Source organism: Streptomyces sp. NBC_01549 (assembly GCF_026339955.1).
Lineage (GTDB): Bacteria > Actinomycetota > Actinomycetes > Streptomycetales > Streptomycetaceae > Streptomyces.
Genome location: NZ_JAPEPW010000002.1, coordinates 648,335 through 670,879 on the forward strand (window position 1 = coordinate 648,335; position 22,545 = coordinate 670,879).

Consider the following 22,545-nt stretch of genomic DNA (forward strand, 5'->3'; position numbering starts at 1 on the left):
GTTCTCAGGCGCCGCGGCGCAGCGCCCGCATCTGCTCGTCGAGGGGGCCGAGGCCGACGTCGCGGCGCCGCTCCTCGAGGGTCTCGGGCCGCCGGATCGGATACGGGCGGAAGGTCGCGGGATCGACCCGGGTGCCGTAGAACTGGGGCTGGCCGAGTTCGACCGCGCAGTGGTCGGCGATGTAGGCGTGATGCGGTCCGGGGCAGCGTCCGTCCGCGGTCGCCTGGGCGATCAGATCGCGGCAGCGGAGCTGGAAGTCGAGGTCCGAGGCGTGCAGCAGGATCATCAGGGCCGCCGTCGAGGCGGGCGCGCCGACCAGGTCCGCGGTCGGCCAGCCGTGTCGGCGGACGATCGTCGCGAGGGCGTCGGCATTGGTCCTGCGGCATTCGACGAGACCGCGCCGGACCTGTGGAGTGGGGTTCGTCCGCGCCTGCCGCATCAGGTGCCGCTCCTCGTCGGCCCGGCGCGAGAGTTCCCGGGCGAGCGCGACGGCGAGTGCCGGGAGAGTCCGTGCGGACGCGGGATCCGGCCCCACCGGTGATCCGTCCGGTCCCACCATTGATCCGTCCGCTCCCACGGGTGATCCGTCCGGCTCCGACCGCGCGCCGTCCGGTTCCGTCGGGGTGCCGGCCGCAAGGTGCCCCGGGAATCGCTTCATGGCATGCCCCGCAGCGCCAGAGTGAACCAGACCCTCTTGCCCATGGTGCCGGGGTCGGGCGGCGCGATGCCCCAGTCCTCGGACACTGCGGCCACGATGGCCAGTCCGCGTCCCGACTCCTCGGCGCCGCCCGTGTCGCGCGGTCGTGGCAGGGCGGACGAACGGTCGGCGACCGTCACGCGCAGCTCGTGCCCGATGTGCTCGAGGGTGACGGTGATGGTGTCGCGCGGGTCGGGACTTCCGTGTCTGACCGCGTTGGCGAACAGTTCGTCGGTCGCGAGAACGGCATCGTCGAGGCGCTCGGAGGGCAGGCGTAGACGGGTGAGGTGTTCGGCGACCATGCCCCGCACGTCGGCCGCGCGTGAGGGATGGGCGGGGACCGTGGTCCGCGCCAGGCCGGGGTACGTCATGGGCAGCGCGCTGGCGACGTGCTGCGGTGAGGGCGACGGCCCGCGGCGATGAGCCCTGGACGCCGTCATCGATCCTCCATCATTGCAGCGCGGGTGGGGGATGTGCTCGATGGCTGCCCGTGCAGCCAACAGGTCACGGCCCCGCGTCGACCAGGGGGTATCGGGGTTGTCCGGTTGCAGGCACGTAGTGGTGTGGGATGTATGTTCGATCGGGTGAGGAACGTGAGCGGGAGCCCGACGCCGGTGCGCCCCGGCGATCCCACCGGGTGGTCGGGAGTGCGCGACAAGCGCGTCCTGGTCACCGGTGGAACGCGGGGGCTCGGCGAGCAGATCGTGCGGCTGCTCGTCGCCGAAGGGGCCCGGGTGGCGACCTGTGCGCGCGGCGCGCGTGACCTGACGGCGCTGGCGGCGTCGCTGGACTCCCCGCTGTTCACGCAGGCGCTCGACGTCACGGAGCCGGAGCGCCTGGAGGAGTTTGTCGCAGCCATGGCGAATCGTTTCGGCGGCCTTGACGGGGTGGTGGCCTGTGCGGGCGGTTCTCGCGGTGGCCGCTTCGAGGAGGCGGACGCCGAGGACTGGGCGGCGACGTGGGAGGTGAACGTCGGCCATGCCGCGCGCCTGGTCCGGGCCGCGGTGCCGCATCTTCGGGCGGCCGGTGGCGGATCGGTCGTGGTGATCTCGTCGATCTCCGGCTGGAAGCCCGGGCCGCCCGTCCAGTACGGGGTGGCCAAGTCCGCCCAGATCCAGTTGGCCGCCTCGCTCGCCCGTGAACTGGGGCCGGACGGAATCCGGGTGAACGCCGTCTCCCCCGGGTCGATGCTCATCCCGGGCAGGCGCTGGGACCGGATGCGCCGGGACGACCCCGAGGCGTACGCGGGATTCGTGGCGACGGAGCTTCCGAGCGGAGCGCCGGTCGCTCCGCAGGAGGTCGCCCGGGTGGTGGCGTTTCTGCTGTCCGACTGGTCGAGCGGTATCTCGGGAGCCCACCTCCCCGTCGACCGCGCCCAGAACGCGCCCTCGCCGGACGGTTATTGAGCGGACCATTCCTGTCTCAGGACCTGTCCCTGTCTCACGGCCCGTCCCTGCCTCAGGGACGCCTCCTGCCTCAGGGACCGCTCCCGCTGAGTCATCCACCGGACCGGCCGGCGCGCTCCCCGTCATGCCGCCACCCCCAGCACCACACGGGACCTGCGCTCGAACTCCTGCACCATCGGTTCGTGACGGCGGGGCTGCAGCCGGGTGCGGAAGTCCCGCAGGGCCTGGATCGACCGTTCGCTGTGCACGGTACTGAGGGTCTCCAGCGCTTCGGTGGCCGCGCCGACGGCCTCGTCGAGCCGGTCCTGCTGGAGATGCGCGGTCGCGAGGACCGAGCGGCTGATGGCCTGGCGCCTGCGCCGGTCGGCGTTCGCACTCAGCGACTCGCTCGCCGTACGTTCCGCCTGGGCGGCGAGCCCCAGGTCACGGAAGCACAGGGCGGCCTCCGCCTGCAGATAGTGGTGGTCGAGGTAGCGCACCCAGACGGATTCCTGGTCGGCGCCCCGGCTCACGTCCAGTTGCCCTTCCGCCAGGCGCAGCGCCTCCGCGGCCTCGCAGGAGTGCCCCTGGGCGGCATGCCCGCGTGCCGCCATGGCGTGCAGGCGCATCAGTCCGAGCGGGCTGCCCGCCCCTTTCGCGGTGGCGACGCCGGCCCGGGCCAGGGCCACCCCCTCGTCGGGACGGCCGAGGTTGGTGGCCAGATGGGAGAGTCCGGCCAGGATCTGACCTCCCAGCACCCGATCGCGCCCCTCGGCGCACAGGCGCAGCCCCTGGGTCATGTACCGCTGCGCGAGCCCGTACTCCCCCGCGTCGTACGAGCTCCAGCCGGCCATCGCGGCGAGGCGCGCGGCAGCCGCGTACAACTGCCGTTGCAGCTGCAGCGGGGTGCCGCGGCGCTGCAGCATGGGGACGACCTCGGTGGAGAGGTAGTGCACGATGCTGGTGCGCACACCGCCGCCGCCGTAGTGGTTGTCCATCTGGTCGAACATGGCGATCATCGCGTGCACCTGTTCGACGGGCCCGCCGCTCGCCACCACCGTCGGATGGAAGCCGTCCTGCTGCTCCAACAGCCACAGCAGCCACTCTCGTTGGGGGTTGGTCAGCGCGGTGGCGACGAAGGGCACCGCGCCGAGGAGGCTGCGGCGGGAGATGTCGGTGGAGCCCAGCTCGGCCAGGGTGTGAAGGGTTTCCGCCACGTCTTCGCCATAGACGAGGGCCCGGCCCGCGACCGGGCGCTGTTGGTCGGAGTGGAAGCCGAGGTCCGCGGGCGACACGGCGCGGCCGAGCCGCTCGGACAGTACGGCGGCGATCAACTCCGGTGTGGTGCCCCGTGGTTGCTGGCCCTGGAGCCAGCGGGTGACCGACGCCTTGTCGTAGTTGGAGTCCACGCCCTGACGGCGGCCAAGTTCGTTGACCCTGTGGGCGAGGGAGGCATAGGAGCAGCCGGCTGCCTTGAGGGCGGCCGCCAGCGTCGAGTTGGCCCCGCCGGGGCCCTTGCCGGCGCTCCTTGATTGTCCGTCGGTCACGGTGGCCACCCAGGTCTCGCATCACGGTCCGTACGGGCTTCGCCGTACCTGCCGGTACATCAATTCTGCGACGGCACGGCACGGTTGGACGTTTGTCGCCACTGACTGTGTGACAGGTCGCCCGATCACTATGGTCGCCGACAGGCTCAACACGCAACCAGCGTTCTGATAATTTCAGAACGATCCGCATCGCCCTGTCTCTGTCAACGACCGCGTGGCACACTGCACGCTGTGATACAGCCGTACCGGGAGGTAGGACGTGAGTGACAACCGCTCGAGCGGCAGCGCACCCACGGTCCTGCGGATGGTCCTCGGCAAGCGGCTGAAGCAGCTGAGGGAACGGGCGGGAGTATCGTTCGAGGAGGCGGCACGGGCGATCGAGGTCACTCCGTTGACGGTCCGCCGGATCGAGAAGGCCGAGGTCGGCCTCCGGATCCCCTACGTGAAGGAGTTGCTGCACACCTACGGGGTACCGGCGACGGAGATCGACGACTTCCTCGCGCTGGCCCGGGAGGCCAATCAGCCGGGCTGGTGGTACAAGTACCGCGATGTGCTGCCCGAGTGGTTCAGCGCCTACGTGAGCCTGGAGAGCGAAGCCAGCGTCATCCGTCTCTACGAACCCCACTACGTTCCGGGCCTGTTGCAGACGAACGACTACGCCAACGCGCTCATGCGCGTGGGCTTCCCCAACGCGTCGCAGGAGGACGTCGCCCGCCGCGTCGCCCTGCGGACCAGGCGGCAGGACCTGCTCGCCAAGCCGGACGCGCCCGCCATCTGGGCCATCCTCGAGGAGACGGTGCTGCGCCGCCCGGTGGGCGGGGCCGAGGTGATGCGGGCCCAGATCGACCGGCTGCACGAGGTCCTGGACATGCCGAAGGTCAGGATCCAGGTCATGCGCTTCGGGGTGGGGGCACATCCCGGCGCCTTCGGCCCGTTCCACCACTTCCGCTTCGGCTTCTCCGAACTGCCCGATGTCATCTACACCGAAAGCCTCGCCGGCGCGGTCTATGTCGACCGGCCCGCCGACGTCGTCACCTATCTCGAAGTGCTGGACCGGATGTCCGTGCAGGCGGAACCGGTCGCTCGGACCAGGGCCATCCTGGGTGAACTGCGTAAGGAGTTGTAATCCATGGGATCCAAGGGCCCCATCTACAGCGGCATGCCGGCCGTCGACCTGGGCACCGAGGGCTGGGAGAAGCCCTGGAGCGGTACGAACGGCGGGAGTTGCGTCGAGGCCAAGCGGCTGCCCGACGGCAGTGTGGCCTTCCGCCAGTCCAAGGACCCGGACGGGCCCGCGCTGGTCTACACCCGGGACGAGATGATCTCGTTCCTCGAAGGCGCCAAGTCGGGCCAGGCCGACTTCCTCGTCGCCTGAGGCGCGGCAGCACCGCCCTAGTAGGGCTTTGTTACGTACCCTGGTTGATCGTTCCGAGGTAGTCTCGTGATGTCCTGTCAGGTGTGACACCTGAGGAGATGGACGAGATCCGCCCCCGCTTGGAGGCGTTCGCAGCCGAGATGCTCGGCACGGTGAAACGCCGGGACCAGCGGGCCAAGGGCGAGCTGTACGTGCGTGGGCTGATGCTGGACGGCAAGCGCAAGTCGATGCAGCCGATGGCCGAGCGTCTGGGCGTGGACCACCAGCAGCTGCAGCAGTTCATCTCCTCCTCCACCTGGGACTACGTCGAGGTGCGGCGCCGGGTCTCGCGGTGGGCAGCGGCGCACATCACCCCGGAGGCGTATGCGATCGACGACACGGGCTTCCCAAAGGACGGGTACGACTCCCCTGGGGTGGCCCGGATGTACTGCGGCGCCTTGGGCAAGCGCGGAAACTGCCAGATAGCGGTCAGTGTCAACTTGGTCAGCGACCACGCCTCAGCGGCCGTCAACTGGCGGCTGTTCATCCCCGACAGCTGGGACGACGCCGCATCCGGGGACGACCCGCTGCTGGCCGAGGCGATCCGCCGACGCCGCCAGCGGGCGGGCATCCCCGACCAGGTCCGCCACAAGGAGAAGTGGCGCCAGGCGCTGGAGATGCTCGACGAGGTCCGCGGCCAGTGGGAACTGCCCGGTCTGCCGGTGGTCGCCGATGCCGGTTACGGCGATGCCACCGGCTTCCGCCTGGGCCTGACCGAACGCGGTCTCGCCTACGCGGTCGCCGTCAAAGGAACCACCACCGCCTACCCCGGTGAGGCGTTGCCCGAGCGTCCGCCCTACAGCGGCCGCGGCCGCCCGCCCCGGCCCGCCTACCCGATGCCGCACAGCACCCTGCGTGACCTCGTCCTGGCCGCCGGGCGGGGCGCCGCCCGCACCGTCACCTGGCGCCAGGGCACCAAGAGCGGTCCGCGCAACCCACGGGCCGACATGCGCTCGCGCTTCGTGGCCATGCGCGTGCGCCCGGCCAACCGCGACATCCCCCGTGACCTGGACGGCAGTCTGCCCGAGTGCTGGCTGCTGGCCGAATGGCCACCCGGCGCCGCCGAGCCCACCGACTACTGGCTCTCCACCCTGCCCGCCGGCACCCCGCTACGCGAACTCGTCCGTATCGCCAAGATCCGCTGGCGGGTCGAGCACGACTACCGTGAGCTCAAGGACGGCCTCGGCCTGGACCACTTCGAAGGCCGCAGCTACCTCGGCTGGCACCGGCACGTGACCCTGGCCGCCCTCGCCCAGGCCTTCTGCACCATGCTCCGCCTCGACCCAAAAGTCCCTGCGCCGGCCTGACCCTCTACGCGGTTCTGCGCGCGTTACAGAAGATCCTGGCCACCTGGACCGGCGCCTGCTCGATATGCGGCCACCCCGCCCCCACACCCGAACCCCACCACAGGACCTAACAAAGCCCTACTAGGCCCTGTCGTCAAATTCCCGTCTGCCCGGCGACGCCATACACGCACTCTCGCCGCACCGGGCGAAAGCCCAAGTACATCCAGTACGAGGCCTTCCGCCCGGCACGCCGAGAGCACGCACCTGACGCCGCCGGGCCCGCCCTTCGGGCGGACGACGGGAATTTGACGACAGGGCCTAGCCGCACCACTACGCCCGCACAACCGGACAACCCGCACGCCCACTCCCGCCGCGCGGGTTGTCCGTTCACACTGAGGGCGTCGGTCGTCCCGGAGGGAGCGGTATGCGCACCGGACCCTGCCGCGAGGTGCGAGGGTGATCCTCGACCGGGCCCTCAGCCAGTGCCGGACCCTGGTCGTCGACGGTCCCGACGGAATCGGCAGAGGCGTTCTGATCGCCGAGCTGGCCCGGCACGGATTCCTGGTCCGGCTCTGCCGCGGGCCCCTCCACCATGTGGACCCCACCCGGCCGTACCGCGAACTCCTCGCCGCGCCGGGCCGGTTGGCCGTCGACGGCAGTCTCGTGCACGAATTGGTCTACGGACCGCTGCGCCGCGGACGCTCCCGGGTGACCTGGATCCAGGCCCTGGACTTCGCCGAAGCGGTGGCGGAACGCGACGGGGCCCTCGTCCACGTAACCGGCGAGGCGGACGACACCGAGGCGGTCGACGCGTACGAGCGAGCGCTGCGCACCCTTGCCCAACACGTCCCCGTGGTGACCGTGGACGCCGAGACCCTCGGGCACTCCATTCGTGACCCCCCGGCCCGCACCGATCCTCAACTCAGCGAATATCAAAAACAGTTGACGGTAGGTTACTGACAGACCGCGTGACGGAGGCAGGAGACATCTCATGGCAGACGGCCGGCCCAACCCCGACCAAGAGACGTTGTCCAAGATCGACACCACGGTGCCGCACTCGGCCCGCATCTGGAACTACTGGATGGGCGGGAAGGACAACTACGAGGTCGACCGGATCGCGGGCGACGCCTACCGTGAGGTCGCGCCGAACATCGAGACGATGGCCCGGGCCTCCCGCGAGTACCTGATCCGGACCGTGACCTTCGTGGCCGGTGAGTTCGGTATCCGCCAGTTCCTGGACATCGGCACCGGCCTGCCCTCGTACGACAACACCCACCAGGTCGCCCAGCGGGTGGCGCCCGAGTCGCGCATCGTCTACGTGGACAACGACCCCCTGGTGCTGCGCCACGCGCAGGCGCTGCTGACCAGCACCGCCGAGGGTGTCACCAACTACATCGACGCGGATCTGCACGAGCCCGAGAAGATCGTCGAGGCCGCGAGCCGGATCCTGGACTTCGACCAGCCCGTCGCCCTGATGCTCATGGGCATCCTCGGTCATATCCAGGACTATGAGGAGGCCAAGTCGATCGTCCGCACCCTCCAGGGCGCCCTGCCCTCCGGCAGCTACTTCGTGCACTACGACAGCACCGACACCGACGCCGCGCTCAAGCAGGCGCAGCAGGGCTACGACGACACCGGCGCCGTCCCGTACGTTCTGCGCAGCCCGGAACAGATCACCGCGTACTACGAGGGCCTGGAGCTGATCGAACCCGGCATCGTCTCCTGCCCCCTGTGGCGCCCCACGCCCGGCACGACACCGGAGCCCACCGACGTGCACGGCGGGGTGGCGTTCAAGCCTTGATCAGGTGCGCGGCGCCGGTTCGATGTTCTGGTTGAGGCGGAACAGGTTGTCCGGGTCACGGTCGGCCTTGACACGGGCCAGGCGGGCGTAGTTGTCGCGGTAGCTGGCCCGTACGCGCTCCTGGCCCTCGTCCATCATCATGTTCACGTACGCCCCGCCCGCGGAGTACGGGTGCAGCGCGTCGGAGTAGTCCACGCTCCAGCGCTTGACGAGCGCGGCGCCCGTCGGGTCGGAGTCCACGCCCGCGTACACGGTTGCCCAGCGTGCGTTCCGGTAGCTCCAGGCGGTGTCCGTCGGTGCGATGTCGTGGACGGCGCCGTCGATCGGGTACAGGTGCATCGTCGATTTCCAGGTCGGCGGTCCGCCGCCGTACCTGACGTGCGCCTCGACCGCCTCGTCGGGGATCTCGTCGACGAAGTCCGCGCGCCAGTACCACTGGTCGCCGGGCGGGTAGAGCCCGTCGAACGCGGACTGGAGCGCGGGGAACGGCATTGGCGCCGCCCCGTGCAGCAGCGGCTCGGGCACGGCGTCGAGGAGGGGTGCCATCTCCGCGGCCGCCGCCTCGGTGTCGTCCCCGACGCGGCACCAGACGACCCCGCAGACCTTGCGCAGATGGATCTCCTCGGGGAACGGCGGGCCGGGCGGGACGGAGCCGAACATGAAGAAGCCGTTCAGCTCTCGGGGGGCGTTCGGGAGGAAGTCGCGGTAGACGGTGAGGACTTCGGCACCGAGTTCGACGGGCCAGAAGGTCGGGCCCGCGACGACGGTGCTGACCTGGTGCAGCCGGAACAGGAACGAAGTGACGACTCCGAAGTTGCCGCCGCCCCCGCGGATCGCCCAGTACAGGTCGGGGTTCTCCGCGTCGCTCGCGCGCACGTGCTCCCCGCTCGCCAGGACGAGGTCGGCCGCCAGGAGATTGTCGACGGTCAGCCCGTACTTACGGGTGAGATGCCCGATGCCGCCGCCCAGGGTGAGGCCGCCGACTCCCGTCGTGGAGATGATGCCGGCGGGAGTGGCCAGGCCGTGCTCGTGGGTGGCACGGTCGACCTCGCTCCACACGCAGCCGCCCCCGACCCGTACCGTGCGGGCCTCCGGGTCGACCTCGATGTCCTTGAGGGGTGAGAGGTCGAGGACCACACCGTCGTCGCAGACCCCCAGACCCGCGCCGTGATGGCCCCCGCCCCGCACGGCGAGCGCGAGCCCGTGGTCGCGGGCGAAGCCGACGACGTAGGACACGTCCTCGGCGCTGGTGCACCTCGCCACCAGGGCGGGCCGCCGGTCGATCATCGCGTTGTAGACGGTACGGGCCTCGTCGTACCCGGAGTCACCGGGTCCGATCAACTGTCCCTTGAATCCCGTCAGTTCCTGTCGCGCTGCCTGTGCCGGTGTGATGGACATGCCCCTCCCCCTGTCTGGGGGCCGGTTTCAGGGCACCCGTGCCCGGGGCCTTTGGATCCAGTCTCCCTCCGATGGATCCGATGCGCCTGTTCTGCTCCGGTCCCGACGGCGCCGTACCGGTCGAACTCGCCGAGCGTGCGCTCGCTTCGCCGGATCGCACCGGTGCCGGCCGCCGGGTCCCAAGGATCGTGGACCCGGTAGCCGTAGGGCGAAGTCGGCGCCTTCGCCGTCGCATGCCGCACCCGGGGGGGGGCAGGGGCGCCCGGTCCGGGTACGCGCGCGATCACGTCACGGCGATCACGGCCTCCGTGTCGTGCGGGGACCCCGCGAACGCCGGTTCCGGCAGCACCACCTGACGCGGCGTCCGGCGCGCCTCCCGCAGGCTGGGCACGGGCCCGGTCGGGACCAGCGGAGCGCGCTCGGCGGCGCGGGCCCGCCAGGAGAACCAGATGATCTTGCCGCCGGCGCCGGTGGCACAGCAGCCCCAGCCGTCGCTGAGGGCGGCGATCTGCGCCAGGCAACCCTGGGGAGCGTTGTGCGGGCGCAGATCCTGGTCGTTGTCGGAGACGGCGGTGATGAGGTGCGAACCGTTCCACCACATCTCGATGGTGGTGTTCTTGTCCGTCGCGTGCCGGTCGATCGTATGCAGCAGCGCTTCCGCGCAGTGACAGACGGAATCGACGAGCGTCTCCAGGTTCCAGTACCGGAGATGGGCCCCCAAAATGCGCTTGACCTGGCCGACCCGCTCCGGGCTGACCTCCACGTCGAGGTGGTAGTAACAGGGCACTGCAGGTTTCATCTTCGTTGGCTCCTCACGGCGAAGCTCTCGCCTCTCCTCGCCCTTCGCGGACCGAGCCCCGAACACGAAGCGTGAGCGCTGGTCGCTTCTGAGTCAGTCCCAGAGTGCGAGTGCTACTCCGTTCGTGCAACACGAGAAGGGTCCCAATATGGTTGAAGAGCCAACAAGACGCTGGGTGCCCGCGCAGGCACCATGAGTGAGGGCGCCGCCCTCCGTAGTGGGTCGGTGCCCTTCCGCGCACGGCCGTCCGGCAGCAGCCGGGGGCCCCGTGCGCAGTCGACAGAGTGGGAAGGTGACCGGCGCATGCTGCTGCCTGCCAAAGCCGAGGTCGCCAGGCATCTGGAGCGATACCGGGCCTGGGAACGCCTGCTGCTCGTGGCCCCCACCGACCACGCGGTGCGGGGCAACTTCGAGAACACGGGGTACACCCTGTGCGTGCTGATGGGTAAGCGCTGCGCGCGGGAGGCGGTGGAAGCCGCCGAGCACTATCTGCGGGGCGAGGCACCGGTTTCCGCGCTGTCACCGGTGGCGGTCGCGCACGGCGCGCGGGGCTCTCAACTCTCCCAGGGCACTCAGGCGCAGGGAGTGGGGCGAGCCGTCGGCAGGTGTCCCTGAGACGGACCGTGGGTCGGAAATTTTCGGCACAGCTCTGAACCGAGGTGGCAGGGCGCGAGGACGGCGGAGGCGAAACATGGAGGCACATACGACGGGCGGCCGTGACCCGATCGGCCGTATCCCGATCGTGGACGTCCTGCCGGTCGTCGAGTGCGGCCGGCGCCCCGCGAAGGCGGTCGTCGGGGAGACCTTCGAGGTCACCGCCACCGTCTTCGGCGAGGGCCGCGATGTGCTCGGCGCCGAGGTCGTCCTGTGCGATCCGAGCGGCCGGCCCGGTCCGCGGGCCCCGATGCGTGAACTCGACCCGGGCACCGACCGCTGGGGCGCCGAGGTCACACCGGATGCCGTGGGCCGGTGGACGTATCTGGTGGAGGCCTGGAGCGATCCCCTGGCCGCCTGGCGTCACGCCGCCGGCATCAAGGTCCCGGCCGGGATCGACGCCGAACTGGTCCTGGAGGAGGGCGCCGCGCTGTACGAGCGGGCCGCGGCCGCGGTGCCCGACCCGGCCGGCCGGGCGGTCGTACGCGCCGCGGCGAACGCCCTGCGTGACGGCTCCCGGCGGCCCACGGCCCGTCTCACCGCCGCGCTGGCCCCGGAAGTGACCGCCACTCTCGCCGAACACCCGCTGCGCGAACGGGTCTCCCGCTCGCTGCCGATGCCCCTGCTCGTGGAACGGGAACGGGCGTTGTACGGCGCCTGGTACGAGTTCTTCCCACGCTCGGAGAGCGGACAGCTGGACCCGTCGGTGCACGGCACGTTCCGCAGCGCCGCCGAACGGCTGCCCGCCGTCGCCGAGATGGGCTTCGACGTCGTGTACCTCCCGCCGATCCACCCCATCGGCACCACCTTCCGCAAGGGCCCCAACAACAGCCTGTCGGCGAGCCGTCGGGATGTCGGCGTGCCCTGGGCGATCGGTTCCGCCGAGGGCGGGCACGACGCGATCCATCCGGATCTCGGCACGATCGACGACTTCGACGCGTTCGTACGCCGGGCGGCGCAACTGCGGCTCGAAGTCGCTCTCGACTTCGCGCTCCAGTGTTCCCCGGACCACCCGTGGGTGGAGAAGCACCCCGAGTGGTTCCACCACCGGGCGGACGGGTCGATCGCGTACGCGGAGAATCCGCCGAAGAAGTACCAGGACATCTATCCGATCGCCTTCGACCAGGACATGCCGGGGCTGGTCCAGGAGACGCTGCGGGTGTTGCGGTACTGGATGGACCACGGCGTACGGATCTTCCGCGTCGACAACCCGCACACCAAACCGGTCGTCTTCTGGGAGCGGGTCATCGCGGACATCAACCGCACCGACCCGGACGTGATCTTCCTGGCCGAGGCGTTCACCCGGCCCGCGATCATGCACAGGCTCGCGGCCGTCGGCTTCCAGCAGTCGTACACGTACTTCACCTGGCGCAACACCAAGCAGGAACTGACCGACTACCTGACCGAACTGTCGTGCGGGACGGCCGCCTTCATGCGGCCCAACTTCTTCGTGAACACCCCGGACATCCTGCCGGGCTATCTCCAGCGGGGCGGTCGGCCCGCCTTCGAAGTGCGAGCCGTGCTCGCCGCCACCCTCTCGCCGTCGTGGGGGCTCTACGCCGGCTACGAGCTGTGCGAGAACGATCCGATCGGACCCGCCAGCGAGGAGTACCGGAACTCCGAGAAGTACCAACTGCGCCCACGTGACTGGGAGTCGGCCGCGCGCGAGGGCAGCACGATCGCGCCGCTGATCACGGAGCTGAACCGGATCAGACGGTCCCACAAGGCCCTGCACGCACTGCGTAACCTGCACTTCCACCAGACCGACAACGAGGCCCTGATCGCCTACAGCAAGCGCTCGGGCGACGACACGGTCGTGGTGGTGGTCAACCTCGATCCCCACCACACCCAGGAGACGACGGTCTCGTTGGACATGCCTCAACTCGGCCTGGACTGGCACGAGTCCGTGCCCGTGCACGACGAACTCACCGGCGAGACCTACCGCTGGGGCAGGGCCGACTTCGTGCGACTGGGGCCGGGCGGTGCGCATGTGCTCGCCGTCGACACCTCACAGCGGACCGGAGGGTCACCCACCACATGATCGTCAACGAGCCCGTCCCGGACACCTTCGAGGACACTCCGGCCAAGGACCGCGACCCCGAATGGTTCAAACGCGCCGTCTTCTACGAAGTCCTGGTCCGCTCCTTCCAGGACAGCAACGGCGACGGAGTCGGCGACCTCAAGGGCCTCACCGCGAAACTCGACTACCTGCAATGGCTGGGCATCGACTGTCTGTGGCTGCCCCCGTTCTTCAAATCCCCCCTGCGGGACGGCGGCTACGACGTCTCCGACTACACCGCCGTCCTGCCCGAGTTCGGTGACCTCGCCGACTTCGTCGAATTCGTCGACGCCGCCCACCAGCGCGGCATGCGCGTCATCATCGACTTCGTCATGAACCACACCAGCGACCAGCACCCGTGGTTCCAGGAGTCGAGGACCAACCCCGACGGGCCCTACGGCGACTACTACGTCTGGGCCGACGACGACAAACAGTACGAGGACGCCCGGATCATCTTCGTCGACACCGAGGCCTCCAACTGGACCTTCGACCCGGTCCGCAAGCAGTACTTCTGGCACCGCTTCTTCTCCCACCAGCCCGACCTCAACTACGAGAACCCGGCCGTCCAGGAGGAGATCCTCGCGGCCCTCCGCTTCTGGCTGGACCTCGGAATCGACGGGTTCCGGCTCGACGCGGTGCCGTACCTCTACCAGGTCGAGGGCACCGACTGCGAAAACCTCCCCGCCACACACGCGTTCCTGAGGAAAGTGCGCAAGGAGATCGACTCCCTGTATCCGGACACGGTGCTGCTGGCGGAGGCGAACCAGTGGCCCGAGGACGTCGTCGACTACTTCGGCGACTTCCCCTCGGGCGGCGACGAGTGCCACATGGCGTTCCACTTCCCCGTCATGCCGAGGATCTTCATGGCGGTGCGCAGGGAATCCCGGTACCCAGTGTCGGAAATCCTGGCGAAGACCCCGGCGATCCCCTCCAACTGCCAGTGGGGCATCTTCCTGCGCAACCACGACGAGCTCACCCTCGAAATGGTCACCGACGAGGAACGCGACTACATGTACGCGGAGTACGCCAAGGACCCGCGCATGCGCGCCAACATCGGGATCAGGCGGCGGCTCGCGCCGCTCCTCGACAACGACCGCAACCAGATCGAGTTGTTCACCGCCCTGCTGCTGTCACTGCCCGGCTCGCCGATCCTCTACTACGGCGACGAGATCGGGATGGGCGACAACATCTGGCTCGGCGACCGCGACGCGGTGCGCACCCCGATGCAGTGGACACCCGACCGCAACGCGGGCTTCTCCTCCTCCGACCCCGGCCGGCTCTTCCTGCCCACCATCATGGACCCGGTCTACGGCTACCAGGTGACCAACGTCGAGGCCTCGATGTCCTCGCCCTCGTCACTGCTGCACTGGACCCGCCGCATGATCGAGATCCGCAAACAGAACAAGGCCTTCGGCCTCGGCTCCTACACCGAGCTGCAGTCCTCGAACCCGGCGGTCATCGCGTTCCTGCGCGAGGCCCCCTCGACCGAGGACGAAGGGGACGACCTCGTCCTCTGCGTGCACAACTTCTCCCGCTTCGCCCAGCCCACCGAACTGGACCTGCGGGCCTTCAGCGGCCGCCACCCGGTCGAACTCATCGGCGGAGTCCGCTTCCCGGCCATCGGCCAACTCCCCTACCTGCTCACCCTCGCAGGCCACGGCTTCTACTGGTTCCGGCTGCGACGCGCGATCGCCCCCGGCACCGCCAAGCGACTCTGACCGCACCTGATCGCGCTTGATCGTGTGCCCGAAGATCGCTTGCCTCTGAAAGGACGTGTCGCCATGCCGAAGACCGCGTTGCACCGTCCGGGCAGTCATGCCCCCGCCGAGCTGCTCACCTCTCTCGCCGAACTGCTGCGGCAATGGCTGCCGCGGCAGCGCTGGTTCGCGGGCAAGGGCCACCCCGTCACCGGTCTCAGCGTGGTGTCGTCGACCGAGCTGTACCCCGGCTGCCTGCATCTCCTGATACGTACCGAACACCTCGGCGGCTCCGGCCACGAGGGCCCGGGCACTCCCCCGCCCGACGATTGCTACCAACTCTTGCTCGGCGCACGCGAGGTCCTGCCTCCCCGGCTCGCCGCCGCCTTCATAGGCCGCCCGAGCGCGGGCCCCCTGGCCGACCTCAGCGTGTACGACGCATTCCACGACCCCAACGCGGCGGGTCTGCTCCTGGAGCGGCTGCGCACCCCCGGAGCGGCGGGCCCGCTGCTCTTCGAGCGGGACCCCCGGGTGACGGTCCCCTGCGGTCTCACCCCCCGCCTCCTCGACACCGAGCAGTCGAACTCCTCCCTCGTGTACGGGAACTCCTTCATCCTGAAGGTCTTCCGCCGCGTCCAGCCGGGCATCAACCCCGACCTGGAGGTCCCCTGGGCGCTGGCCCGGCAGGGCTGCACCCGCGTCCCCGCCCCCGCGGCGTGGTTCGGCACCGCGCAGCCGCGCGAGGCGACACTCGGGGTGCTCCAGCCGTTCCTGCGCGACGCCACCGACGGCTGGACCCTGGCACTCCAATCGCTCACCTCGGGCGGGGAGTTCACCGAGGAGGCGTACGAACTGGGCCGGGCCACCGCCGAGATACATTTGGCGCTGGCGGCAGCGTTCCCCGTACGGGCACCAAGTCCCTTACAGCACCGGCGACTCGCGGCCGCGATGAGTGAACGGCTCGACACCACGGCCCGGTCCGTGCCAGAACTCCGGCCGTACGTGGCCGGGCTGCGGTCGGTCTTCGACGCGCTCGCGGCGCTCGACGCGGCGATTCGGCCGGCGCAGCGGATTCACGGTGACCTTCACCTGGGTCAGGTGCTGCGGGCCGGGCGGGAGTGGTCCGTCATCGACTTCGAGGGCGAGCCGGCCCGTCCGCTCACCGAGCGCCGACGTCTCCAGTCCCCCGTACGCGATGTCGCGGGCATGCTGCGCTCCTTCGACTACGCCGCGCGCTCCCGCCACCCGTGGCGCCCCGAGTGGGCGCAGCGCTGCCGAGGCGCCTTCTGCGCGGGCTACGCCGCCGCGGCCTCGTGGAACCCGCGCGAGGAGCCCGAACTGCTGCGCGCGTACGAGACCGACAGGGCCGTATACGAGGTGCTGTACGAGGCAAGACACCGACCCGACTGGCTGCCGGTCCCGATGGCGGCGGTCGGGCGGCTCGCCGCAGGCGCGGGGGAACGTCGTACCGAACGCCCCGCCGACGGTCATGAGGACCGACCGGCCGGACATCGCGTCGAACGTCCTCCTGAACGTCTTTGACGCCGCCCCTGAGCCCGAAATCCGACCGCCCCATCCCTTTCCCGAGGAGGCTGAAGCCGTGGCAGTTCCCACCACCGCCGTTGGCACGAGGCCGGTAGCCGCCCTGGACACGACGGACCGCGCACGCCTGCTGTCAGGCGCCCATCACGATCCGCACGCGCTGCTCGGCGCGCACCCCGTGCCGGGCGGCATCGTGTTCCGCGTGCTGCGACCGTACGCCCAGGCCGTCGCGGTGGTGGTGGACGGCCGGCGCACGGAGCTACGGGGGGCCGGTGACGGCTTCTTCTCGGGCGTCCTTCCGCTCGACACGATCCCCGAGTACGTGCTGTCGGTGACGTACGCGGGCCACGAGTTCGAGGTGCAGGACCCGTACCGCTTCCTGCCCGCGCTGGGCGACGTCGATCTGCATCTGATCGGCGAGGGCCGCCACGAGGAGCTGTGGCGGGCGCTCGGAGCTCATCCCCTGACCCACCAGGGCGTGGCCGGCACCCGCTTCACGGTCTGGGCACCCAATGCCCAGGGGGTCAGGGTCTGCGGGGACTTCTGCCACTGGGACGGCACCGCCTACCCCATGCGGTCGCTCGGCTCCACGGGCGTCTGGGAGCTGTTCCTGCCCGGCATCGGCGAGGGAACGCCCTACAAGTTCGACATCACCCGGCCCGACGGTACGCACACGATGCGGGCCGACCCGATGGCCCGCCGCACCGAGGTCCCGCCGGCGACCGCCTCGATCGTGACGGAGTCGTCCCATGTGTGGCGGGACGAGGAATGGATGGCGGGGCGCGGGGCCCGTCCGGTGCACGAGGCACCGCTGTCGGTGTACGAGGTCCACCTGCCCTCGTGGCGCCCCGGCCTGACCTACCGCCAACTGGCCGAGCAACTGCCCGCCTACGTCTGCGACCTGGGCTTCACCCATGTCGAGCTGATGCCCGTCGCCGAACACCCCTTCGGCGGCTCCTGGGGCTACCAGGTCACCGGCTTCTACGCCCCGACCGCACGGCTGGGCACCCCCGACGACTTCAAACACCTCGTCGACGCCCTGCACCGGGCCGGGATCGGCGTCCTCATGGACTGGGTACCGGCCCACTTCCCGCGCGACGAATGGGCGCTGGCCGAGTTCGACGGACGCCCCCTGTACGAACACGCGGACCCCCAGCGGGCCGCCCACCCCGACTGGGGCACCCTCGAATTCGACTACGGGCGCCGCGAAGTACGCAACTTCCTCGTCGCCAACGCCGTGTACTGGTGCGAGGAGTTCCACATCGACGGACTGCGCGTCGACGCGGTCGCCTCGATGCTCTACCTCGACTACTCGCGGGAGCCGGGGCAATGGACCCCGAACGAACACGGCGGCCGGGACAACCCCGACGCCGTCGCCTTCCTCCAGGAGATGAACGCCACCGTCTACCGCCGCGCACCCGGTGTCATGACGATCGCCGAGGAGTCCACGGCCTGGGACGGCGTCACCTGGTCGACCTCGCACGGTGGATTGGGATTCGGGCTGAAGTGGAACATGGGGTGGATGCACGACTCGCTCGAGTACATCGCCCATGACCCCGTGCATCGCAAGTACCACCACAACGAGATGACGTTCTCGATGGTGTACGCCTACAGCGAGAACTACGTCCTGCCCATCTCCCACGACGAGGTCGTCCACGGCAAACGGTCACTGGTGTCGAAGATGCCCGGCGACTGGTGGCAACAACGCGCCACCACCCGCGCCTACCTCGGCTTCATGTGGGCCCACCCCGGCAAACAACTCCTCTTCATGGGCCAGGAATTCGCCCAGGGCGCCGAATGGTCCGAAGCCCACGGCCCCGACTGGTGGCTCCTGGACCCCGCCTACCCCGCCGAACCCGACCACCGCGGCGTCCGCGACCTCGTCCGCGACCTCAACACCGTCTACCGCCACGAACCCGCCCTCTGGCAACGCGACACCGACCCCGCCGGCTTCACCTGGATCGCCGGCGACGCCGCCGACGACAACGTCCTCGCCTTCCTCCGCCACGACGCCGACGGCACCCCCCTGCTCGCCGTCTCCCACTTCTCCCCCGTCGTCCGCCACGACTACCGCCTCGGCATCCCCGAGTCCGTACCCGCCTGGCACGAAGTCCTCAACACCGACGCCGCCCGCTACGGCGGCAGCGACGTCCACAACCCCCATCTCCAGACCCATGACGGAAGCCTGCGTCTGACGCTTCCCCCACTGGCCACGATCTGGCTCCGCCCCGCCTGATGTGTTCTCGCCCCCGCCGCCCCTACCCGTCCCCTCCCAGGGGGCTCCGCCCCCAGGCCCCCCGGGTGGGTGCTGCGGGTGGGTGGGGGCTGGGCGCATAGTTCCCCGCGCCCCTGGGGCGGGGCTTCGCCCCGCGTCTTGAGGGCGGTCAGGGAGCGGTCGGCTTGCCCGCCGTGCCGATCCACGTGTGGAACAACGCGTCGAGATCCTTCCCGGACGACCGCTCGGAGAGGTGAATGAACTGGGCGGTGGTGCCGTGTCCGCCACGGTGCTCCGTCGCCCAGGTCCGCAGGATGCGGAAGAACACCCCGTCCCCTACAGCCGTACGCAGCTTCTGCAGAGCCATCGCACCACGCGCGTACACGGGCGTGTCGAAGATGTGCGCCCCGCTCCCGGGATCCGCGGGCGGAAAGGCCCACAGACCACTGTCGGCCGGCCTGGCGTAGAGGGAGTCGAACGTCTGCTGCGCGGTCTTCCCACCGTGCTGCTCGGCGTACAACCACTCGGCGTACGTCGCGAAGCCCTCGTTGAGCCAGATGTCCTTCCAGGCGGTGAGGCTGACGGAGTCTCCGAACCACTGGTGCGCGCTTTCGTGGACGAGCGTGCTCAGGTCGGGCGCGGAGTCGTACACCGGGCGGGTCTGGGTCTCCAGCGCGTATCCGACCTGCGGGGCCCGGTCGACGATGGACCCGGCGGCCCGGAAGGGGTAGGGGCCGAAGACGCCGCTCTCCCACGCCAGCACGGACGGCAGCTTCTTCAGTACGGGCGCTGCGGCGGTCGCCTCACGGGGATCGACCGCGTTGTACACCTTGAGCCCGTCGGGGGTGGTGTACTGCTCGACCTTGAACTTGCCGACTGTCGCCGTGGCGAGGTAAGCCGCCATCGGCTCGGACTGCCGCCAGCGGAACGTCGTACGGCCGTGGCTGGTCGACTGTCCGCGGAGGACTCCGTTGGCCACGGCAGTGTGTCCCTTGGGGACGGTAATCGTGAAGTCGTAGGAGGCCTTGTCCTTGGGATGGCTGTTGGCGGGGAACCAGGTCATGGCGCCCTGCGGTTCGCCGGCCACGAACGCGCCGTCGTCGGTGGGGATCCACCCGTCCAGGGAGCCGTCCGGGTCGGTGGCCGGTTTGGGCGTGCCCGAGTAGGTGACAGTGACTCGGAATTCCTGATTCCGCTGGAGGGAGTGGCGGGGGGTGACCACGAGTTCCTGGCCGTCGCGGTGGTAGGACGCCTTGGCGCGGTCGACGGTGACGCCGGTGACCTTCAGCCCTTTGAAGTCGAGGTCGAAGCGGGTCAGTCGCTCGGTGGCCCGGGCGGTGATGACCGCCTTGCCGTCGAGGTGGCGGCTCTGGGGGTCGTAGCCGAGGGTCAGGTCGTAGTGCCGGACGTCGTAGCCGCCGTTGCCCGAGAGCGGGAAATAGGTGTCCCCGGCTCCGGACGCGCCCACCGTACCGGCCGCCGCCGGGCCCGCCGCGACGAGCAGGGCGGCGACCGCGACGGGAACCGCGGCGACAACTGCCTCTCGTCGAAGGATGGTTGTGCGTCTGGTGGCCTGATGCGGACGTGGCGTCACGTTGACTCCTCCGGTGCGACGGCAATCAAGTGATCAATGACGCACAGCCTATGAGCCCCGCGGGCCGCTGACCCTCATCATCTGGTCAAGTCACGGCGGGGGGTGGCGCATACGCACCGTCGTACAGGAGGGACCCGGCAGGAAGTTCGAGGCCACGCCCGGATCAGCGGGCCAGGCGGCCCAGCAGGGACGAGGCGGACAGGATGCCGAGGGCCGCGGCCAGGACGAGGACCCCGTAGTCGAGGGCCAGGTGGGCGTGTGTGCCGAGCAGCAGGCCGCGCAGCGCGTCCACCTGATAGCTCAGTGGGTTGACCTTGCTGACGGCCTGGAGCCAGCCGGGCATGACGGCGACCGGGTAGAGGGCGTTGGAGCCGAAGAACAGCGGCATCGTGATGGCCTGTCCGATGCCCATCAGCCGGTCCCGGGTGAGCACGATGCCCGCGATGGTCATCGAGAGACAGGAGAAAAAGGCGGAGCCCAGGACGACGGCCACAGCCACGCCCAGCAGACGGAGCGGGTTCCAGGTCATCGCCACCCCGAGCAGCGCCGCGATGACGACGACCACCACCGCCTGGATCAGCGCCTTGACCCCGGCGGCGAAGGCCTTGCCGGTGATGAGCGCCGAGCGCGGGGTCGGGGTGACGAGCAGTTTGGTGAGGATCCCGGCATCCCGCTCCCAGATGATCATGATGCCGTAGAAGATGGCGATGAACATCGCGGACTGGGCGATGATGCCGGGCGCCAGATAGTCGAGATAGGGGATGCCGCCGGTGGGTATCGCCTTGATCCGGGTGAAGGTCTCGCCGAAGATCAGCAGCCAGAGCGCCGGCTGGACAGCCCTGGTGTACAGCTCGGTGCGGTCGTGGCGCAGCTTCTGCAGCTCGACCGCGCACATCGCGCCGACCCGGGCGGGCAGCACCCGCCAGCCGGTACGGGCCCGCGGTGGGACGACGAGCAGGTCGAGGCCGCCCGGATGGATGCGCTCAGCCGACACGGGACGCGGTGCGACGGGTGCTTCGGACATCGCTGAAGTCTCCAGACTGTTCGTCGAGGCCGCTGCCGGCGATGCCGCGGAAGACGTCCTCCAGCGTGGGCAGTTCACCGTTCTTCCCAAGGCCGCGCCGCTCACCGAGGCCCGTGCGCAGCTCGTCGGGGGTGCCGAGGGCACGGACGCGGCCGCGGTGCATCAGTGCGACCCGGTCGCAGTACTGGTCCGCCTCGTCCATGTAGTGGGTCGTCACGAGGACGGTCATTCCGGTGGCGTCGCGTACGGCGTTGATGTGCTCCCACACGCTCGTGCGGGCGATCGGGTCGAGGCCGATGGTCGGCTCGTCGAGGATCAGCAGCCGGGGTGCGCTCACGAGCGCCTGGGCGAGTTCGAGGCGGCGGACCATGCCGCCGGAGTAGGTCTTGGTGAGCCGGTCGGCAGCGTCGGTGAGGTCGACCGCCACGAGTGCCTGCTCGACGCGTGCCGCGCGCTCCTTGCGGGGGACGTCGAAGACGCGGGCGAACAGGGCCACGTTCTCCCGGCCGGTGAGCCCGGCGTCGGCGGACAGCTGCTGCGGTACGTAGCCGAGCAGGCGCCGTACCGCCATGCGTTCGCGGGTGGCGTCGTGGCCGAAGACGCGGACCATGCCGGTGGGGACCGGCAGGAGTGTGGTGATGCAGCGGATCGCGGTGGTCTTGCCCGCGCCGTTGGGCCCGAGCAGTCCGAACACCTCGCCGTCATGGACGGAGAGTTCGAGCCCGTCGACCGCGGTGGTCTCGCCGAAGGCGTAGACGAGCCCGGCACAGCTGACGGCGTCCGTCCCGGCATCCGCCTCCGCCACCGGCTCCTCGGTGGTGCCTCCCCCGCCGGTCACGTTCCGGGTCATGTCTCCTCGGCCTCCTCGTGCAGGGTCACCGCCAGTTTGCGGAGGGCCGGAAGGGCCGCCTCCAGGGCCGCGCGGTCGGCCTCGTCGAGACGGGCCACCTGACGGCGTACGAGGGCCGCGCGCCGCTCGCGCCAGTCGCGCAGCCGTGCGTCCGCCGCCGGTGTGGGCAGCAGGCGCGCCGCCCGCCGGTCGGCCGGGTCCGTCTCGCGGTTCAGATAGCCGTCCCGCGCCAGTTGGTTGACCAGCGTCGAGACCGAATTGCCCGCCAGGTAGAGCTCCTTGGCCGCCTCCGACACACGGATGCCCGGGCGGGCCACGACCAGCCGCAGCAGCTCGACCTCCGCGCCGCGCAGCCGCGGGGCGGTCATGCCGCTGCGCAGCCGCCGGCGGATCAGTCGCTGCACTCCGGCCAAGGTGTCCGCCAGCGCCTCGGGAAAGCTCTCCGACTCCACGTTCCGACAATAGCTCTGCATCAGAGGTAATGAGGGAAAGGGACGGTCAAGAGCCGGCCGCAGCCGATCACCGCACCCCCTGGCAGAGAGACCGGCCCCCGTGATGGAGTTTCCCCACCCCACCCCGGGCG

General features: G+C 70.0%; 20 protein-coding genes. 11 read left to right on the plus strand and 9 right to left on the minus strand.

Going from position 1 to position 22,545, the window contains the following annotated elements; translation table 11 throughout:
- Positions 1 to 4 precede the first annotated feature (4 nt).
- Together OG819_RS37565 and OG819_RS37570 are read right to left on the minus strand one after the other, a co-directional pair.
- The gene (locus OG819_RS37565; RefSeq protein WP_266653578.1) at positions 5 to 559 is read right to left on the minus strand and encodes a DUF6624 domain-containing protein; all 555 of its coding nucleotides are present in this window, start codon (positions 557 to 559) and stop codon (positions 5 to 7) included.
- Between the two features lie 95 nt (positions 560 to 654).
- Positions 655 to 1,137 (minus strand): ATP-binding protein, encoded by a 483-nt coding sequence (locus tag OG819_RS37570; RefSeq protein ID WP_266653580.1) that lies wholly within the window; start codon positions 1,135 to 1,137, stop codon positions 655 to 657.
- A gap of 153 nt (positions 1,138 to 1,290) precedes the next feature.
- On the opposite strand from OG819_RS37570, the gene OG819_RS37575 reads away from it, so the two are divergent.
- Positions 1,291 to 2,103, plus strand: a complete 813-nt coding sequence (locus OG819_RS37575) for an SDR family NAD(P)-dependent oxidoreductase (RefSeq protein ID WP_266633277.1) — start codon at positions 1,291 to 1,293, stop codon at positions 2,101 to 2,103.
- A 122-nt stretch (positions 2,104 to 2,225) separates the two neighbouring features.
- Here the strand turns inward: OG819_RS37575 and OG819_RS37580 are convergent, their stop codons facing one another.
- Complete coding sequence (locus OG819_RS37580; RefSeq protein WP_266653582.1) at positions 2,226 to 3,638, minus strand: hypothetical protein; 1,413 nt, start codon at positions 3,636 to 3,638, stop codon at positions 2,226 to 2,228.
- 250 nt (positions 3,639 to 3,888) lie between these two features.
- On the opposite strand from OG819_RS37580, the gene OG819_RS37585 reads away from it, so the two are divergent.
- From OG819_RS37585 to OG819_RS37605, 5 genes are all read left to right on the plus strand, one after another.
- Complete coding sequence (locus tag OG819_RS37585) at positions 3,889 to 4,755, plus strand: helix-turn-helix transcriptional regulator (protein ID WP_266633274.1); 867 nt, start codon at positions 3,889 to 3,891, stop codon at positions 4,753 to 4,755.
- Positions 4,756 to 4,758: 3 nt separating this feature from the next.
- On the plus strand, positions 4,759 to 5,004 hold the full coding sequence (locus OG819_RS37590) for a DUF397 domain-containing protein (protein WP_266633272.1): 246 nt from the start codon (positions 4,759 to 4,761) through the stop codon (positions 5,002 to 5,004).
- A gap of 98 nt (positions 5,005 to 5,102) precedes the next feature.
- Entirely contained in the window at positions 5,103 to 6,350 is a 1,248-nt protein-coding gene (locus OG819_RS37595; protein WP_266652542.1) for an IS701 family transposase, read from the plus strand.
- Positions 6,351 to 6,785: 435 nt separating this feature from the next.
- Positions 6,786 to 7,289 (plus strand): hypothetical protein, encoded by a 504-nt coding sequence (locus OG819_RS37600; protein WP_266653584.1) that lies wholly within the window; start codon positions 6,786 to 6,788, stop codon positions 7,287 to 7,289.
- Between the two features lie 31 nt (positions 7,290 to 7,320).
- Positions 7,321 to 8,130, plus strand: coding sequence for an SAM-dependent methyltransferase (locus OG819_RS37605; RefSeq protein ID WP_266653586.1), 810 nt, complete (start codon positions 7,321 to 7,323; stop codon positions 8,128 to 8,130).
- Here the strand turns inward: OG819_RS37605 and OG819_RS37610 are convergent, their stop codons facing one another.
- Both OG819_RS37610 and OG819_RS37615 read right to left on the minus strand, forming a co-directional pair.
- On the minus strand, positions 8,131 to 9,528 hold the full coding sequence (locus OG819_RS37610) for an FAD-binding oxidoreductase (protein WP_266633266.1): 1,398 nt from the start codon (positions 9,526 to 9,528) through the stop codon (positions 8,131 to 8,133).
- Between the two features lie 283 nt (positions 9,529 to 9,811).
- Positions 9,812 to 10,327 carry a pep a2 gene (locus OG819_RS37615; protein ID WP_266633264.1) on the minus strand — a complete coding sequence of 172 codons (516 nt, stop codon included), beginning with the start codon at positions 10,325 to 10,327 and terminating at the stop codon, positions 9,812 to 9,814.
- Between the two features lie 303 nt (positions 10,328 to 10,630).
- Between OG819_RS37615 and OG819_RS37620 the strand changes: the two genes are divergently transcribed.
- From OG819_RS37620 to glgB, 5 genes are all read left to right on the plus strand, one after another.
- Positions 10,631 to 10,942, plus strand: a complete 312-nt coding sequence (locus OG819_RS37620; RefSeq protein ID WP_266633263.1) for a DUF5133 domain-containing protein — start codon at positions 10,631 to 10,633, stop codon at positions 10,940 to 10,942.
- A gap of 76 nt (positions 10,943 to 11,018) precedes the next feature.
- Positions 11,019 to 13,022, plus strand: a complete 2,004-nt coding sequence (locus OG819_RS37625; protein WP_266633261.1) for an alpha-1,4-glucan--maltose-1-phosphate maltosyltransferase — start codon at positions 11,019 to 11,021, stop codon at positions 13,020 to 13,022.
- The gene (gene treS / locus OG819_RS37630) at positions 13,019 to 14,758 is read left to right on the plus strand and encodes a maltose alpha-D-glucosyltransferase (protein ID WP_266633259.1); all 1,740 of its coding nucleotides are present in this window, start codon (positions 13,019 to 13,021) and stop codon (positions 14,756 to 14,758) included. The genes OG819_RS37625 and treS overlap by 4 nt, the downstream gene beginning before the upstream one ends.
- A 63-nt stretch (positions 14,759 to 14,821) precedes the next feature.
- Positions 14,822 to 16,279, plus strand: coding sequence for a phosphotransferase (locus OG819_RS37635; RefSeq protein ID WP_266633258.1), 1,458 nt, complete (start codon positions 14,822 to 14,824; stop codon positions 16,277 to 16,279).
- A gap of 58 nt (positions 16,280 to 16,337) precedes the next feature.
- On the plus strand, positions 16,338 to 18,515 hold the full coding sequence (glgB, locus tag OG819_RS37640) for a 1,4-alpha-glucan branching enzyme (RefSeq protein ID WP_266653588.1): 2,178 nt from the start codon (positions 16,338 to 16,340) through the stop codon (positions 18,513 to 18,515).
- 148 nt (positions 18,516 to 18,663) lie between these two features.
- On the opposite strand, the gene OG819_RS37645 is transcribed toward glgB, so the two are convergent.
- The 4 genes from OG819_RS37645 to OG819_RS37660 all read right to left on the minus strand — a co-directional run bounded on the left by OG819_RS37645 (position 18,664) and on the right by OG819_RS37660 (position 22,414).
- Positions 18,664 to 20,088: a M1 family metallopeptidase gene (locus OG819_RS37645; RefSeq protein WP_266633255.1), complete on the minus strand. Its 1,425-nt coding sequence runs from the start codon at positions 20,086 to 20,088 to the stop codon at positions 18,664 to 18,666.
- A gap of 163 nt (positions 20,089 to 20,251) precedes the next feature.
- The gene (locus tag OG819_RS37650) at positions 20,252 to 21,112 is read right to left on the minus strand and encodes an ABC transporter permease (RefSeq protein WP_266633253.1); all 861 of its coding nucleotides are present in this window, start codon (positions 21,110 to 21,112) and stop codon (positions 20,252 to 20,254) included.
- Complete coding sequence (locus OG819_RS37655) at positions 21,072 to 21,962, minus strand: ATP-binding cassette domain-containing protein (RefSeq protein ID WP_266653590.1); 891 nt, start codon at positions 21,960 to 21,962, stop codon at positions 21,072 to 21,074. The genes OG819_RS37650 and OG819_RS37655 overlap by 41 nt, the downstream gene beginning before the upstream one ends.
- Positions 21,959 to 22,414: a MarR family winged helix-turn-helix transcriptional regulator gene (locus tag OG819_RS37660; RefSeq protein WP_266424723.1), complete on the minus strand. Its 456-nt coding sequence runs from the start codon at positions 22,412 to 22,414 to the stop codon at positions 21,959 to 21,961. Before OG819_RS37660 ends, OG819_RS37655 begins: the two co-directional genes overlap by 4 nt.
- Positions 22,415 to 22,545: the final 131 nt, after the last annotated feature.